The sequence below is a fragment of the Acinetobacter sp. NIPH 1852 genome, from assembly GCF_022549455.1.
Taxonomy (GTDB): Bacteria; Pseudomonadota; Gammaproteobacteria; order Pseudomonadales; family Moraxellaceae; genus Acinetobacter.
The window spans coordinates 57689-71488 of the sequence record NZ_JAKZGG010000005.1; the positions used below are offsets into that span (position 1 = coordinate 57689).

At 40.7% G+C, this 13800-nt stretch carries 15 protein-coding genes; 6 read left to right on the plus strand and 9 right to left on the minus strand.

The window, feature by feature from the left end; translation table 11 throughout:
• Positions 1-146: 146 nt before the first annotated feature.
• Genes MMO38_RS05645 through MMO38_RS05660 form a run of 4 tightly spaced genes read left to right on the plus strand, consistent with a single transcriptional unit; the run spans position 147 to position 2648 of the window.
• Positions 147-854 carry a TonB family protein gene (locus MMO38_RS05645; protein ID WP_241322868.1) on the plus strand — a complete coding sequence of 236 codons (708 nt, stop codon included), beginning with the start codon at positions 147-149 and terminating at the stop codon, positions 852-854.
• A gap of 40 nt (positions 855-894) precedes the next feature.
• Positions 895-1770 carry a MotA/TolQ/ExbB proton channel family protein gene (locus tag MMO38_RS05650; RefSeq protein WP_241322869.1) on the plus strand — a complete coding sequence of 292 codons (876 nt, stop codon included), beginning with the start codon at positions 895-897 and terminating at the stop codon, positions 1768-1770.
• An 11-nt stretch (positions 1771-1781) separates the two neighbouring features.
• Positions 1782-2207 (plus strand): biopolymer transporter ExbD, encoded by a 426-nt coding sequence (locus MMO38_RS05655; RefSeq protein WP_004669976.1) that lies wholly within the window; start codon positions 1782-1784, stop codon positions 2205-2207.
• Between the two features lie 21 nt (positions 2208-2228).
• Entirely contained in the window at positions 2229-2648 is a 420-nt protein-coding gene (locus tag MMO38_RS05660; protein WP_241322870.1) for a biopolymer transporter ExbD, read from the plus strand.
• Between the two features lie 75 nt (positions 2649-2723).
• Here MMO38_RS05660 and bioD read toward each other — a convergent pair whose 3' ends face one another.
• The 6 genes from bioD to MMO38_RS05690 all read right to left on the minus strand — a co-directional run bounded on the left by bioD (position 2724) and on the right by MMO38_RS05690 (position 8014).
• The gene (bioD, locus tag MMO38_RS05665; protein WP_241322871.1) at positions 2724-3380 is read right to left on the minus strand and encodes a dethiobiotin synthase; all 657 of its coding nucleotides are present in this window, start codon (positions 3378-3380) and stop codon (positions 2724-2726) included.
• A complete protein-coding gene (bioC, locus tag MMO38_RS05670; protein WP_241322872.1) occupies positions 3377-4165 on the minus strand; it encodes a malonyl-ACP O-methyltransferase BioC in 789 nt (262 codons plus the stop codon). The genes bioD and bioC overlap by 4 nt, the downstream gene beginning before the upstream one ends.
• Positions 4162-5316, minus strand: coding sequence for an 8-amino-7-oxononanoate synthase (locus MMO38_RS05675; protein WP_241322873.1), 1155 nt, complete (start codon positions 5314-5316; stop codon positions 4162-4164). Before MMO38_RS05675 ends, bioC begins: the two co-directional genes overlap by 4 nt.
• Entirely contained in the window at positions 5303-6598 is a 1296-nt protein-coding gene (gene bioA, locus MMO38_RS05680; protein ID WP_241322874.1) for an adenosylmethionine--8-amino-7-oxononanoate transaminase, read from the minus strand. Before bioA ends, MMO38_RS05675 begins: the two co-directional genes overlap by 14 nt.
• Positions 6599-6921: 323 nt before the next feature.
• On the minus strand, positions 6922-7656 hold the full coding sequence (locus MMO38_RS05685) for a hydrolase (RefSeq protein WP_241322875.1): 735 nt from the start codon (positions 7654-7656) through the stop codon (positions 6922-6924).
• 34 nt (positions 7657-7690) lie between these two features.
• Positions 7691-8014: a DUF6176 family protein gene (locus tag MMO38_RS05690; protein ID WP_241322876.1), complete on the minus strand. Its 324-nt coding sequence runs from the start codon at positions 8012-8014 to the stop codon at positions 7691-7693.
• 132 nt (positions 8015-8146) lie between these two features.
• On the opposite strand from MMO38_RS05690, the gene MMO38_RS05695 reads away from it, so the two are divergent.
• On the plus strand, positions 8147-8722 hold the full coding sequence (locus MMO38_RS05695) for a peroxiredoxin (RefSeq protein ID WP_241322945.1): 576 nt from the start codon (positions 8147-8149) through the stop codon (positions 8720-8722).
• 50 nt (positions 8723-8772) lie between these two features.
• On the opposite strand, the gene bfr is transcribed toward MMO38_RS05695, so the two are convergent.
• Positions 8773-9237, minus strand: a complete 465-nt coding sequence (gene bfr, locus MMO38_RS05700) for a bacterioferritin (RefSeq protein WP_004669950.1) — start codon at positions 9235-9237, stop codon at positions 8773-8775.
• 352 nt (positions 9238-9589) lie between these two features.
• Between bfr and MMO38_RS05705 the strand changes: the two genes are divergently transcribed.
• Positions 9590-10645 carry an aldehyde reductase gene (locus MMO38_RS05705; RefSeq protein WP_241322877.1) on the plus strand — a complete coding sequence of 352 codons (1056 nt, stop codon included), beginning with the start codon at positions 9590-9592 and terminating at the stop codon, positions 10643-10645.
• 42 nt (positions 10646-10687) lie between these two features.
• Here MMO38_RS05705 and ligA read toward each other — a convergent pair whose 3' ends face one another.
• On the minus strand, positions 10688-12712 hold the full coding sequence (gene ligA, locus MMO38_RS05710) for an NAD-dependent DNA ligase LigA (protein ID WP_241322878.1): 2025 nt from the start codon (positions 12710-12712) through the stop codon (positions 10688-10690).
• A 74-nt stretch (positions 12713-12786) separates the two neighbouring features.
• The gene (locus tag MMO38_RS05715) at positions 12787-13800 is read right to left on the minus strand and encodes a cell division protein ZipA C-terminal FtsZ-binding domain-containing protein (protein WP_241322879.1); all 1014 of its coding nucleotides are present in this window, start codon (positions 13798-13800) and stop codon (positions 12787-12789) included.

Consider the following 13800-nt stretch of genomic DNA (forward strand, 5'->3'; position numbering starts at 1 on the left):
CACATCACTACAGCATGATTTTCGGATGCTGTAGTGATCTACCGTGATCCGCTGATCCCAAAACAACATTTACTTGCATGACATAAATCAGAGTTTTCATTTTCAAATTTATGTATGGATCGACGATTACAATTTCAGGAGCAATTATGGGCATACCCTTTGCTGAGAATGAAAATCAATCTGCCAAACGTTTCATCGGTCTTGGTGCGGTTTTATTTCTACATCTCGTGATCGCCTATATTTTAGTAACAAGTTTAACGACTGCAACGATCAAGCCTGTCGAGAAACCTGTCGAACTACAGATTATTCAAGATATTGAACCGCCCCCTCCACCACCTCCACCAAAACTAGAGGAAAAACCACCTGAACCACCAAAAATGGTAGAGAAAGTGGCAAAAATGCCTGATCCGCCTAAACAAGTGGAAAAAGTAACACCTGTTGCCAAACCAACGCCTACGCCACCTGTACAAAATGCAGTTGCGACTCCTACAGCTACGCCTGTTGTCGCAGCACCCAGTCCGAGTCCTGTTGCAGCACCAATCGCCGCACCTGCTCCTGCACCCAAACCCGCTGGGATTTCACGTGGGGTATCCGAAGGTAGCGTAGGTTGTAAAAAACCTGACTATCCACGTGAAGCTTTAATGAATGAAGAAGAAGGTACGGTACGGATGCGTGTATTGGTCGATGCTTCAGGCAAGGTAATTGATTCAAAAGTCGCAAAATCTAGCGGTAGCAAAAGCTTAGATAAAGCCGCGATCAAAGCATACAGCTTATGTTCGTTTACACCTGCCATGAAAGACGGTGTCCCCCAACAAGAATGGTACGAAATCGAATACCCATTCACAATTACTTAAACAAATGAATGAATTAAACAAATTTTTTGGAGAATTTGAAATGAATAAAACAGCAAAATATATCGCTCGATTCGCGGCTATTGGTTTAATTTCAACCAGCACTTTACTCCCATTGGGCACAGTGTGGGCAGAAGAAACCGCCCAAACAACGCCTGTAACCACAGTCGTGGCGGATGAAACCACGCAAACGACAGCAACACCTCCTCCACTTCCAGCAACTGAACAAGAAGCTTATAACCCTTATGGTTTAGAAGCACTTTGGCGTGAAGGTGATGTTATTGCCAAAACAACACTGTTTATTTTGGTATTGATGTCGATTGGTACGTGGTACATCATTTTTTCTAAAGTATTCCAACAAAGTAAAGTTAAACGCCACGGTATAGAAGCTGAACGTAATTTTTGGGAAGCAGATACGCTCAATAGTGCCAAAGACAGTTTAAATCCCAGCAGTAGTTATCGATATATCGCTGAAAAAGGAATCCACTCAACCAAACACCATGATGGCTCTTTATTAGAAAGAATTGATTTCAACACTTGGGTAACCATTTCGATCCAACGTGCAATTGAAAAAGTACAAAGCCATTTAGGTAATGGTTTGGCATTTCTCGCAACGGTTGGTTCTACAGCGCCTTTCGTTGGGTTATTTGGAACAGTTTGGGGAATCTATCACGCCCTGACAGCCATCGGCATCTCAGGGCAAGCATCGATTGATAAAGTCGCAGGACCTGTTGGTGAAGCACTAATTATGACCGCAATTGGTTTAGCCGTCGCAGTCCCTGCGGTACTTGGCTATAACTGGCTTACTCGCCGTAATAAAGCGGTGATGGACAACGTCCGTTCATTTGGTTCGGACTTACATGCTGTTTTATTGAGTGGTGAACTAAATGGCAATCACCCAAACCGTGATTCTAAATAAGGAATACGATTATGGGCATGATGATGAATTCTGGCCAAGATGACGATGATGTCATTGGTACGATTAACACAACACCGTTGGTTGATATCATGCTGGTTCTGCTGATTATCTTTTTAATCACTGTTCCAGTTGTCACACACACAGTGCCTGTGAAACTTCCTGAAGAAAAAAATACGCCTTATGCCACCACACCTCAAAATATCCAACTTTCAGTCAATAAAACTGGCGATATTTTTTGGAATGAACAAAACGTTGCAGATAAAGAAACATTACTTGCACGTTTACAAGTTGAGGCGCAAAAGCGCCCTCAACCCGAGGTTCATATCCGTGGCGATCAACTCACGCATTATGAAGCGATTGATCAGGTGATTAGTACCACCCAACAAGCGGGTATTGGCAAAATTGCATTTGTCACTACTCCGCCTAGTTCACCTTAATCAAACGATAAGGAGTTAGCCATGGGTATGAATGTTGGTCCAAAAAGTAGTGAAGATGATGTCATGCTTGACGTCAACATGACGCCATTGATTGATGTCATGCTGGTGTTATTGATCATGTTCATCATCACGATTCCGATCCCAAACAACGCCATTAATATTAATTTACCAAATGGTACGCCTCCACCGCCAACAGATCAAAAACCACCTGAAACCATCAATCTTAGAGTTGATGCACAAGGTCAGATTTTTTGGAATGATCAAACGGTTGCTGATCGACAGGCATTAAAGGCTTTGTTTGACGCTGTTGCACAAAAAACAGATCAGGATCAAATTAAATTTAAACCTGATCCTCAAGCAGAATATAAAAATATTGCGATGGTGATGGCATTAGCCCAGCAAAGTGAAGTCACTAAAATTGGGATCGTGAGTAATAACTAGAAAAATAAACACTATAAATTAGGCTTCACAATTCTAAGTTCCTCCTCCGCTAACAAGTGCGCTTGTTAGCTTTTTTTATTTTGTGCTTTCGTCGAATTTTTCCAACTCCAGCCATTTTGCATCAGGAAAATGCTTTGCTAAATAAGCCTTTAAATAATCCGCCGTATCTTTAGAAATCAATGGGTCTTTCGATTGATCTTTTAAGTTATACACCAAAGCATACAAACTCAAACCACGCTGTTTTAATGCTTCCAAGCTTAATAAAGTATGATTAATACTGCCTAAACGCCCAGAAGTCACCAAAATCACAGGAAATTGATGCTGCACAATATAATCAATGGTCAATAACTCTGTGGTTAAAGGCACCATTAAACCACCAGCACCCTCCAATAACACCACATCAAAACGCTGAGTAAGTTCTTTAGTTGCAGCTTCAATCTTGGCGAAATCTAACTCACGCCCATCCAAACGCGTGGCTAAATGCGGTGATGCTGGATAAGTAAAAATCTCAGGCATGGTCAGTTTGTCATGATCTTCTTGAAACCACCCACTCCCCATGATTTCACGGTGTTTTTCGATGTCCTCTGAAACATCGACATTGCCCGTTTGTACCAGCTTTTGGGTAATAACGCGTTGCCCTTGTTCGGTCCAAAGCTTGGCGAGATAACCTGTGGCATAGGTTTTACCAATTTCTGTATCAATACCGCTGACGAAATAAATTGCTGCACTCATGCTGTTCTCCGCGCAATCAGATAAATAGGATGGTAAGTCAGTCGATAACCTTGCTCATCATGAAACTGTTGATAATCTAAATAAAACTGTTGTAAGGATTGCTTGGTCCAGCGATGCGATTTTGCGGTCGCGGTCACGCCTGTCGCTTTTAGATGCTGTAAAACTGCTTTAGGCTGATCAAAATACAGATGCTTTTGCTCTTGCTGTATCAATAAAATCTCAAAACCATTTTCTTCTAATTGTTGTTGCAAGGTCTCTAAAGAATAATAATTCAAACCTTGTCCAGTCAGTTGCTTGATCTCAATTAAATTCTCTGCCCCAAATGTAGAGAAACCGAAATATGCATTTGGTTTTAATGCGGTATGAATCCGTTGCAATAATGCAGGAAGATCAACCATCCATTGCAAAGCTGAACTGGAAATAACGGCATCTAATGATGTTGGTAAAGCAAGTTGTTCAATGTCACCAATCAACCAATTAACTTCAGGTCTCCCATTTGTAAAGGGGAGATTTAGAGGGGATTCCACATCAGCAAAATGCTGCTGCACGTCTTCATATAAATCATTTAAAAACAGTTGTTCAACCTGAAAATAGGATTGGAATAAATCGGTTAAATTACCAGAACCACAACCAATCTCAAGTACTGAGGCTAAAGATTCGGGACAATGCTTTTTGAGATATTCAAATAGCTGTTCACTAATCTGCTTCTGTACCACAGCATGTTCAACATAACTTTGCCCAGCTTTGGCAAAGCGCTGCGCGACCAGTGTTTTATTTAAACTCACAAACACTCCACCAATTGTTCCAATTCAGTTTTTTGCACCAGAGAAGTCAATGAAATGCGTAAGCGCGAACTATTTTGCGGGACAGTCGGCGGACGTACGGGCATGGCATAAAAGCCTTGCTGCTGTACATATTTCGCTTTTTCAATCGCTGCCTGACTTTCGCCGACAATAATCGGAATGATATGACTACTTGATGGACTTGAAAACCCTTTCGTAATCACCGCCTGCTGTAAATATTGACTGATTTCAGCCAAGTGTTGACGTTGTTGCTGCATGCTCAAAACTTTGTGAAATATAAAATCTGACCACGCCATCGAAATCGGGGGTAATGCAGTACTAAAAATCAGCGGGCGCATTTTGTTAATCAGATAATCACGGATAATTGGATCACAGATAATATAACCTCCCACAGAGGCGATCGCCTTACCGAAGGTTCCGACTAAAAAATCAATCTGATCCAGTACCCCATATTGCTCAGCACAACCTAGTCCTTGCTCACCTCTCACACCTATGGCATGAGCTTCATCAACATATAGCATGGTTTTATGGAAACGTTGTTTTAACTGAGCCAATGCAGCTAAATCGGTTTCATCACCATCCATACTAAAAATACTTTCAGTCACCACAATAATACGTTCAACTTGCTCATCTTGTTGATACTTTTGCAATAACTGTTCCAGATGTTGCAAATCATTATGACGATAACGCACATACTGAGCGTTGGATAGTCTAATACCATCAATCATACTGGCATGCACCAGTTTATCCGCCAAAATCACAGTTTTACTATCACATAAAGCAGGTAAAATGCCGATATTCATGTGATAGCCACTATTAAAAAGTAAGGCAGCTCGACCAAAAGCTTTGCTTAGGCTATTTTCAAATTGCTCATATTCTGCAAAATTACCTGTAAGTAAACGCGAAGAAGATGAACTAAACAATGCCCGTTCTATTTGTAAAGTATCGAGAAATTCCTCTCTTAAACTTAAATCAGCCGCCAAACCCAAATAGTCATTCGAGGCTAGATTCAGCATGGTTCGATCTTGGATCGTAATCCATCTGCCTTGCTGTTGATTCGAGGTAAATTGACGAAAATTGCCTTGCTGTTTGAGCTGGTCAAGCTGCTCGGCATAATGATCAAGCAAGGACATTAGCATTTTCTCCTTGCATATTTTTAACGACTTCACTCAACTGCGCTAATAAATAATGCAGCTCATCATCAGTGATGACATACGGTGGCATCACATAGACCAATTTTCCAAAAGGTCGCACCCAAATACCACGCTCAACAAATTGCTGCTGTAAGGTTTTCATATCAACGTTAGAGGTCAATTCAACCACACCAATCGCGCCTAAAACACGTACATCTGAGACATGATCAAGCTGAGCTAACGCATTGAGTTGCTGATTTAAAATATTTTCGATGCGCTGGATATTACTTTGCCAATCTTGAGAAACTAATAGTTGTGTACTTTTAAGTGCAACTGCACAAGCCAAAGGATTCGCCATAAAAGTTGGGCCATGCATAAACACGCCAGCCTCACCACGACTAATGGTTTCAGCCACCTCTTTGGTGGTTAGGGTCGCAGATAAAGTCATGTAGCCACCCGTTAAACCTTTGCCAATACACATGATATCAGGTTCAACTTGCGCATGTTCCCAAGCAAACATTTTGCCCGTACGACCAAAACCTGTTGCGATTTCATCAAAGATCAACAATAAATTGTACTTCTCACACAACGTCTTGGCTTGGCGCAAATATTCAGGATGGTAAAACCGCATCCCCCCTGCACCCTGCACAATCGGTTCAATAATCAGGGCAGCTATACTGTGATGATGTTGTTCAATTTGCTGTTTGAGTTCTTGAATGTCTTGTGGATTCCACTCACCATCAAAACGACTTTGCGGTGCAGGCACAAAAATTCGGTTCGGTAAACTACTACCAAAAATCTGATGCATCCCCGTGACAGGATCACAGACCGACATCGCATTCCAAGTGTCACCGTGATAGCCAGAACGCGTGGTAATAAAATTGGTTTTCTCAGGTTGATTCAACGCAGTCCAGTACTGAACCGCCATTTTTAAAGCCACTTCAACGGAAACCGAACCTGAATCTGCATAGAAGATTTTATCTAAACTCGGCGGGGTAATGTTTAAAAGTAATTTGCCTAACTCAATCGCTGGTTCATGGGTAAAACCGCCAAACATAATATGCGCCATGTTCTGCAATTGATCAGTAACGGCTTGGTTCAGGTCAGGATGGTTATAACCATGAATCGCACACCACCATGAAGACATACCATCAATCAAAGTGCGACCATCATCCAACTCAATAGTCGCCCCATAAGCACGTTTGACTTTGAACGTTGGTAGTGGATTTAACATCGAAGTATAAGGATGCCATATATGTTCTAAATCAAATAAATCGGTCATCCCCTATTCCTCATTCGTTAAATTAAATCTTAGTTATATCGGGGTCTTGCCGAGTGCTCATTCATTTCCAGTATAAGCCTTCGGCTCGACCTACTTTTCTTTCGGGAAAAGTAGGCAAAACCATTTGTCATCCACAAAACCTGTTCACCTTCATCATATTTTTAATTTAATCGCAGAAATCACATTTTATTGATACCGCGCAGGTTGTGGATGACGTTTCCGCGTATCAAGTTTCTGGTTAAATATTTAGAGCTAAACTTATTAATATATTAAACCTGTCAAAATCTAAAATACATTGCGAGAAATTTCATTTCTCAACAAGATTAAACCGTCTGTTTAAGAAAATCCTCAATTATTTGCACAGTTTCATTCACCATAAAACATGGGAAACCATGTGATGCACCACCAACCGAAACAACAGATTGATTCTTTGCAGCCAAATTACGGATATTCTGCATAACTTGGTAAGGAACTAAAGCATCATGCTCTGCAAACACATGCAACTGGACACCTTGATAATTTTTATAGATATTGACCAGATTTAACTGCTCCAACAATTGTAACCCATGCTTAAGTAATGCAATCGGTTGCGGCTGAATCAATCTTTGCATTGCCAAAAAATCTTTTTTCGCAGAACTTGCACCTTGACATACCAGTAGTCCGAACCGTTTTAAGGTGGTAATCGCATCTTGCTCAAATGACTGCTTAAACTGCATAAAAGTCTCGACTGGCATCGCCGTCATCCAATCTTCTTGGGCGACAAAACACGGATTTGAAGCTAGCGTAATTAAAACCTTTTGCTCTGTATATTGCTGCTGAATCAAATTGACCAACAATGTTGCAAGTTCACCGCCTAAAGACCATCCCACAATCACATCATATTTTCGTGCAAGTTCAATATGCTGTTCTAAGACACCGTCATCAAAAGCATTAAAAATATTGATTCGCTCAACCTCATGTCCTTGTTGCGCTAAAGCATCATGTAAAGGTTTTAATAATTCAACGCCACCGCCCCATCCTGTGATGAGTAAAATCTTGTGCTTCACCTTATGACCCAATTATGCAAACTTTCAAAATTATAACCTGTTTTTTCTAATCATTATTTTCCAAATCAACCAATAATGTCGCAGGAATGACACGTTCCCAATTTTGTTTAAACTGTTTATGAACTTTATCAATTTCGAAAGGGCTGTTGCGTGCGACTTGTTGAGCATGTGCAATATCATTTGCACGCATATATGCAAGTAGATAATTATTTCCATCAAGTTCAAGATGGAACCAAGATTCTATTTTCACACCTTCGGCTTGGAGTGTTTGAATGGCTTCATCTTTTCGTTGTTCAATTTCTATTTTCCAAGCATCGACATTTGCTAGCGTGTCTTGCTTCAATTTAATTAACACTGCACCGACATCCACTCTATTTTCCTTTTAGTTATACTTCATTTAAATTCAACTATATAAAACAATCAAAAGCCCTGTAAAGAATTTACTCGCACATCAAATTTTTAAATTTGCTAAAGTAAGCGTCTACCACACTTTGAGATCAAGATAATGGCTACGATAAAATCCAAAGTTCTTATTCTATGTAGCTCTCTTATTTTACTTAGTGCGCCAAGTTTAAGTAGCGCACAAAATACCTTATTTTCTAAGCAAAATACCCCCCAAAAAGAATGGGTCGGACAATCTGCGCCTGATTTCAAACTACAAGATCAAAGTGGAAAATGGCATACCTTAAGCCAATATAAAGGCAAATGGGTGGTACTCTATTTCTACCCTAAAGATAACACCGCAGGCTGTACTGAAGAAGCCAACCAATTTAAATCACTCTATCCACAATTTTTAAAGTCGAATGCGGTTGTATTGGGCGTGAGTTTAGATGACGTTGCTTCGCATCAAAAGTTCTCTGAAAAGTTAGGCTTACCCTTCCCAATTTTGGCTGATGAAAAAGGCACGCTCGCCAGTAAATTTGGCATCGTCAGAAATTTAGGCATAACCAAAATCGCGAAACGAGAAAGTTTTCTCATCGATCCACAAGGTGCGATTCTGTATCACTATACCAGTGTGAATACACAGACCCATGCGGATCAAGTATTGAAAGATTTAAACACTGCTCAAAAGAAATAAATCACAAAAAAAAACTCAGCGATTAAGCTGAGTTTTTTGATCTATAAATCTTACATTTGCGATTGAATATAGTTCTGCAAACCAATCAATTCAATTAAACGCAATTGCTTTTCTAACCAATAGGTATGATCTTCTTCAGTATCAGAAAGCTGCTGGCGCAACATATCACGGCTAATATAATCGCCTTTTTCTTCACATAGCTTAATACCAACCGCAAGTTTCTCACGAACATGATATTCAAGCGCTAAATCTGCTTTTAAACAGCTCACAACATCTGTACCCACATTGATGTCTTCGCGGTTCATATTCGGTTTTGCTTCCAAAAACAAAACTCGACGAATGATTGCATCAGCATGAGAAGCTTCTTCCTGCATTTCATGATCAATGCGTTCATAAATCTTACTCAAACCCCAATCTTCATACATTCTTGAATGAATTAAATATTGATCACGAGCAGCCAATTCACCGCCAATGAGCATATTTAAATAGTCGATGACTTCTGGATTGCCACGCATAATACTTACTCCTTTCGAATACATTTATTATGAGCAACTTAGAGTTTAATTGCAAAATTATAATTGTGTAAGTTTATGATTTTTATAAAATTAAAATGAGAAACATACGCATTTACAGTTCTAATTAACCCAATTTATTGAAATAAAATAAGCCTTTGCAGTGGATGAACCCTTTTGTATCACCATGATTTCACTCAAAACGCTATATTTTGTTTTTTGTAACGATTGGCAATGCTTCTTATTCAATTCATGATTTGATCAAAATAGCTAAAAAAAATCATTCAATAGTTGTATGTTCACATAAAACTGGTTAAATAGAATCATTTACAAAAACACGATGTGGATATACAAAATGGATAAAAGTAAACCAATCTTAGTCACTGGGGCGACAGGTTATATTGCGGGTTGGATTATTGAGCGTCTCCTAAATCAAGGATATACTGTTCATGCAACCGTTCGAGACCCGTCAAAGAAGAATAAAATTCAACATCTTTATGATCTCGCTGAGCAGTCATCTGGGCAAATCCACTTTTTTAAAGCAGACCTACTCGAATCAGGTGCATTTGATGAATCAATGAAAGGTTGTGAAGTGGTCATTCATACTGCCTCTCCTTTTGTTGTCACCAACTACAAAGATGCGGTCAAAGATATTATTGAACCTGCCGTGATTGGAACAGAAAACGTATTGGACAGCGTAAACCGTACTGAATCGGTAAAACGTGTGGTTCTCACCTCAAGCATTGCATCAACCTATGGCGATGCTGTCGAAATTCTAAATACATCAAATAATGAGTTTGATGAAAGTCACTGGAACAATACCAGTAATGAAACCCACCAACCTTATCCTTATTCAAAAGTCGCAGCAGAACGTAAAGCTTGGGAAATGGCTGAACAGCAAAATCGCTGGGATTTGGTCTGTATTAATCCAGCGCTGGTCATGGGTCCTTCATTAACCGCAAATACTCAATCAGGCAGTGTCGAAGTCTTACAGCAATTTGCCAATGGTATGACCTTGCTCGGTGTGCCACCGATGTGGAATGGAATCGTTGATGTTCGTGATGTCGCAGATGCGCACATTCAAGCTGCGACTAATGCCAATGCAAAAGGACGTTATATTATTAGCGGCGGCACTTTAAGTTTATTGGAAATGGGGAAAATCTTACGTCAGAGTTTTGGCAATAAATTTCCTTTCCCGCGAAATCAATTGCCTAAAACAGCGTTTAAATTATTTGGACCATTGGCTGGGTTTTCCAGATCATTTGTTGAACTAAATATGGGCTATCCAATTTATTTTAATGCACAAAAGAGCCAACAAGAACTTGGGATTCAGTATCGAGACATCGAATCAAGTGTTGTTGAACACTTTCAACAACTACTAGATGATGGTGTGGTGCGAAAATATATTTAAGATAATGCTGTAGGCAGCGATGGTAATCGCTGCCTACAATTTTTAAGAATACTGCGCCAAGAATTCCAAAAACTCTTGTTCATTCAAAACTCTAATTTCCAGTTTCTGCGCTTTCTCCAACTTACTACCTGCTTTTTCACCAGCAACCACACATTTGGTTTTACTCGACACACTGCCACTCACACGAGCACCCAAGGCTTGAAGCTTTTGAGTTGCCTCATCACGCCCCATCGTTTCTAGCGTACCAGTCACCACCCAACTTTCTCCATTTAACGGTTGGCGTGTTGGTGCTGTTGGTGCATCCCAGTGAATCCCCGCAGCCAATAAACGGTCTAAAACTTCTAAGTTGTGCGTCGCTTGGAAAAAGTCTGCAATCCACTCTGCTGTAATATCACCAACATCAGGTGTTTTCTTTAGTGCTTCAACATCGGCTTGTTTTAAAGCTTCAAGTGTTTGAAAAGTATTGGCAAGCATACGTGCTGTCGTTTCACCGACACCGCGTATTCCCAATGCATAAATAAAACGCGCTAAGGTGGTTTTCTTACTGGCTTCAATCGCATCAATCAGATTCTGGACAGACTTCTCGCCCATTTTTTCAATGGTCAGTAACGTCGCCCGATGTTCATGTAGGTGATAAATATCAGCAACGTCTTTTAACAAATCGAGGTGTAAAAGTGACTCCACCCATCGATCACCCAAGCCTTCAATGTCTAAGGCTTTACGAGATACAAAATGACGGATCGCTTCAATGCGTTGCGCAGCACAATACAAACCACCAGAACAACGTGCTAAAGCTTCGCCTTCTGGCATCACCACTGGTGAATCACATACTGGACAATTCGTAGGGAGATGTACGATTTCAGCATCAGCAGGTCGAAATTCAGCCCAGACTTTCTCTACTTTAGGAATCACATCACCACTGCGATATACGCTGACCGTATCTCCAATACGTACATCTAAACGATGAATTTCACCAATATTATGCAAGGTCACGTTGGATACCATCACGCCACCAACATTTACAGGTGTGAGACGTGCCACAGGTGTTAAGGTTCCAGTACGCCCCACTTGCCAATCAATATTTTCAACTTTAGTGAGTGCAGCTTGGGCAGGAAATTTATAAGCCGTGGCCCAACGTGGTTCGCGACTGAGGAATCCGAGTTGCTGCTGCTGTTTAAGGCTATCAACCTTCACCACCATGCCATCAATTTCAACTTTTAAATCTGGGCGCTCTTGCTGAATCTGTTCATAGCGTTGCTGAACTTCTTCAATTGAAGCACAGAGAAATTGTCGCTCTGCGATTTCAAATCCAAATTTAGTCAACCAATGTAAACTATCATGCATGGTCGGCAAGTTATGATGTGGCTCGCATTGTGCGATTCCATAGGCATAGAAGGCCAATGGGCGCGATGCGGCGATATTTGGATCTAGCTGTCTTAGGCTCCCCGCTGCGGCATTTCGCGGATTGGCAAAGGTTTTATGACCTTTGGCTTCTTGGTCTGCATTGAGCTTTTCAAAGCCTTGCTTTGGCATCAATACTTCGCCACGCACTTCTAAAAACTGCGGAATCGCTTGATACTGACTGGATAATACTTTTGGCAAATTACGAATGGTTTTAACATTTTGAGTGATATCTTCACCCGTCTCCCCATCGCCACGGGTCACGCCACGAACCAGTACACCATGTTCATACCACAGTGAAATCGCCAAACCATCCAGTTTTAATTCCACGTCATATTGGACTTTTTGATTTGGTAAACGCTCATCAATACGGCGGGCGAAAGCAAACAAATCTTCTTGATTAAAGACATTACCCAATGACAGCATCGGCACTGTATGCGTGACGCTTTCAAATTTAGACAGTGCTTGCCCACCGACTTTATTGGTTGGTGTATCTGCCTGAACAAGCTCAGGGTGTTGTTGTTCTAAAGCTTTAAGTTGATGAAACAAATGGTCATATTCACTATCTGAAATGGAAGGCTGATCCATGACATAGTACGCATGATTGTGTTTTGCAATGAGTTGAATCAATTGACGCATTTGCTCAATCACTGAATTTTGTTCCATTTGTTTTTCACCATATAAAAGGGCGGAAAAACCGCCCTATAAAACATTTCACTGAATTTATTATAAAAGATTAATCATGTTGTTGCTTGGTTTGGGCGATAATCAATCACATGATGACGCCAATGTTCTTTCAACTGTGGCGTAAACTCCAGATTATTTTCGTCATAGACTTTGCCATCCACTTCACGTGCAATTAAGCCGGCAATACTGGTCATCATGTCATAACCAGTGACTGCCTTGCTATTTGGCAATGCCAAGAAAAATGCCAAACCTTGCACTTGTTCAGTCGACAAGGTTTCCAAATCAAAACCAGCAGGACCATGATCCGTAATACGCAATACAGAGAACATCAATGCACTTGGTTCATCGGTATTTTCATAACGATGGAAACATGACATCTCACCAAAACGTAGACCATATTTAAGTAAAACTTTTAATGCCTTATCACCAGATAATGCACGGCGTGGGTTTGGATAGACATTAAGGGCGATAATCTGTTCAGCCGTTGCTAATGCGCTTTCATCATCATAACGTTGCTGCTCATGCAGATGTACGTCCAAAATATTACTCTCGCCTTCGAAGTCAGCGATTTCTACGGTCTCAATATTTGGATTTAAGCTCAGTTCTGATTCAGGCTTGGTTTCCCCATCATTTTCCATCGCCTCGGTTTCTGCTGATGCGACTGGCTCTACTTCTACAATTTTTTCCAATTGCGGCTCAGGTGTTTCAGGCTCACGGATGGGATCAACGTCAACCTGTACCACTGGCTCAACCTCTACTGCTTCAGTAACTACCGTGGTTTTTTCTTCAACTTCAGCCGCTGCAATAGGTATAGCAACTTGCGGTGCCTGCTCAGTCGATTCAATCGTTAAACTCGGTTCAACGCGGTCTGTCTCAATCTTCACCTGATCGTGTTGTAATTGATCACGCACATGACGTGGAATGACAGGCTGATTACTTTCAGGGTTAATATGCAAATCAGTTTCTAATGAAGGCTCAACTGGTTTTGGTTTTCTTAAAATCATGGTTAAGCCAACGAGCATAATCACAACGGCGATAACAATGCCTATTATTGTATTCATTTCCAT

What these genes read in the sequence shown, in the direction of transcription:
- MMO38_RS05655 (WP_004669976.1), top strand. Translation starts at nt 1,782, where the DNA reads ATGGGCATGATGATGAATTCTGGCCAAGATGACGATGATGTCATTGGT.
- MMO38_RS05675 (WP_241322873.1), bottom strand. Translation starts at nt 5,316, where the DNA reads ATGTCCTTGCTTGATCATTATGCCGAGCAGCTTGACCAGCTCAAACAG.
- MMO38_RS05660 (WP_241322870.1), top strand. Translation starts at nt 2,229, where the DNA reads ATGGGTATGAATGTTGGTCCAAAAAGTAGTGAAGATGATGTCATGCTT.
- MMO38_RS05715 (WP_241322879.1), bottom strand. Translation starts at nt 13,800, where the DNA reads ATGGAAATGAATACAATAATAGGCATTGTTATCGCCGTTGTGATTATG.
- bioA (WP_241322874.1), bottom strand. Translation starts at nt 6,598, where the DNA reads ATGACCGATTTATTTGATTTAGAACATATATGGCATCCTTATACTTCG.
- MMO38_RS05650 (WP_241322869.1), top strand. Translation starts at nt 895, where the DNA reads ATGAATAAAACAGCAAAATATATCGCTCGATTCGCGGCTATTGGTTTA.
- ligA (WP_241322878.1), bottom strand. Translation starts at nt 12,712, where the DNA reads ATGGAACAAAATTCAGTGATTGAGCAAATGCGTCAATTGATTCAACTC.
- bfr (WP_004669950.1), bottom strand. Translation starts at nt 9,237, where the DNA reads ATGCGTGGCAATCCAGAAGTCATCGACTATTTAAATATGCTCATTGGC.
- MMO38_RS05705 (WP_241322877.1), top strand. Translation starts at nt 9,590, where the DNA reads ATGGATAAAAGTAAACCAATCTTAGTCACTGGGGCGACAGGTTATATT.
- bioD (WP_241322871.1), bottom strand. Translation starts at nt 3,380, where the DNA reads ATGAGTGCAGCAATTTATTTCGTCAGCGGTATTGATACAGAAATTGGT.
- MMO38_RS05645 (WP_241322868.1), top strand. Translation starts at nt 147, where the DNA reads ATGGGCATACCCTTTGCTGAGAATGAAAATCAATCTGCCAAACGTTTC.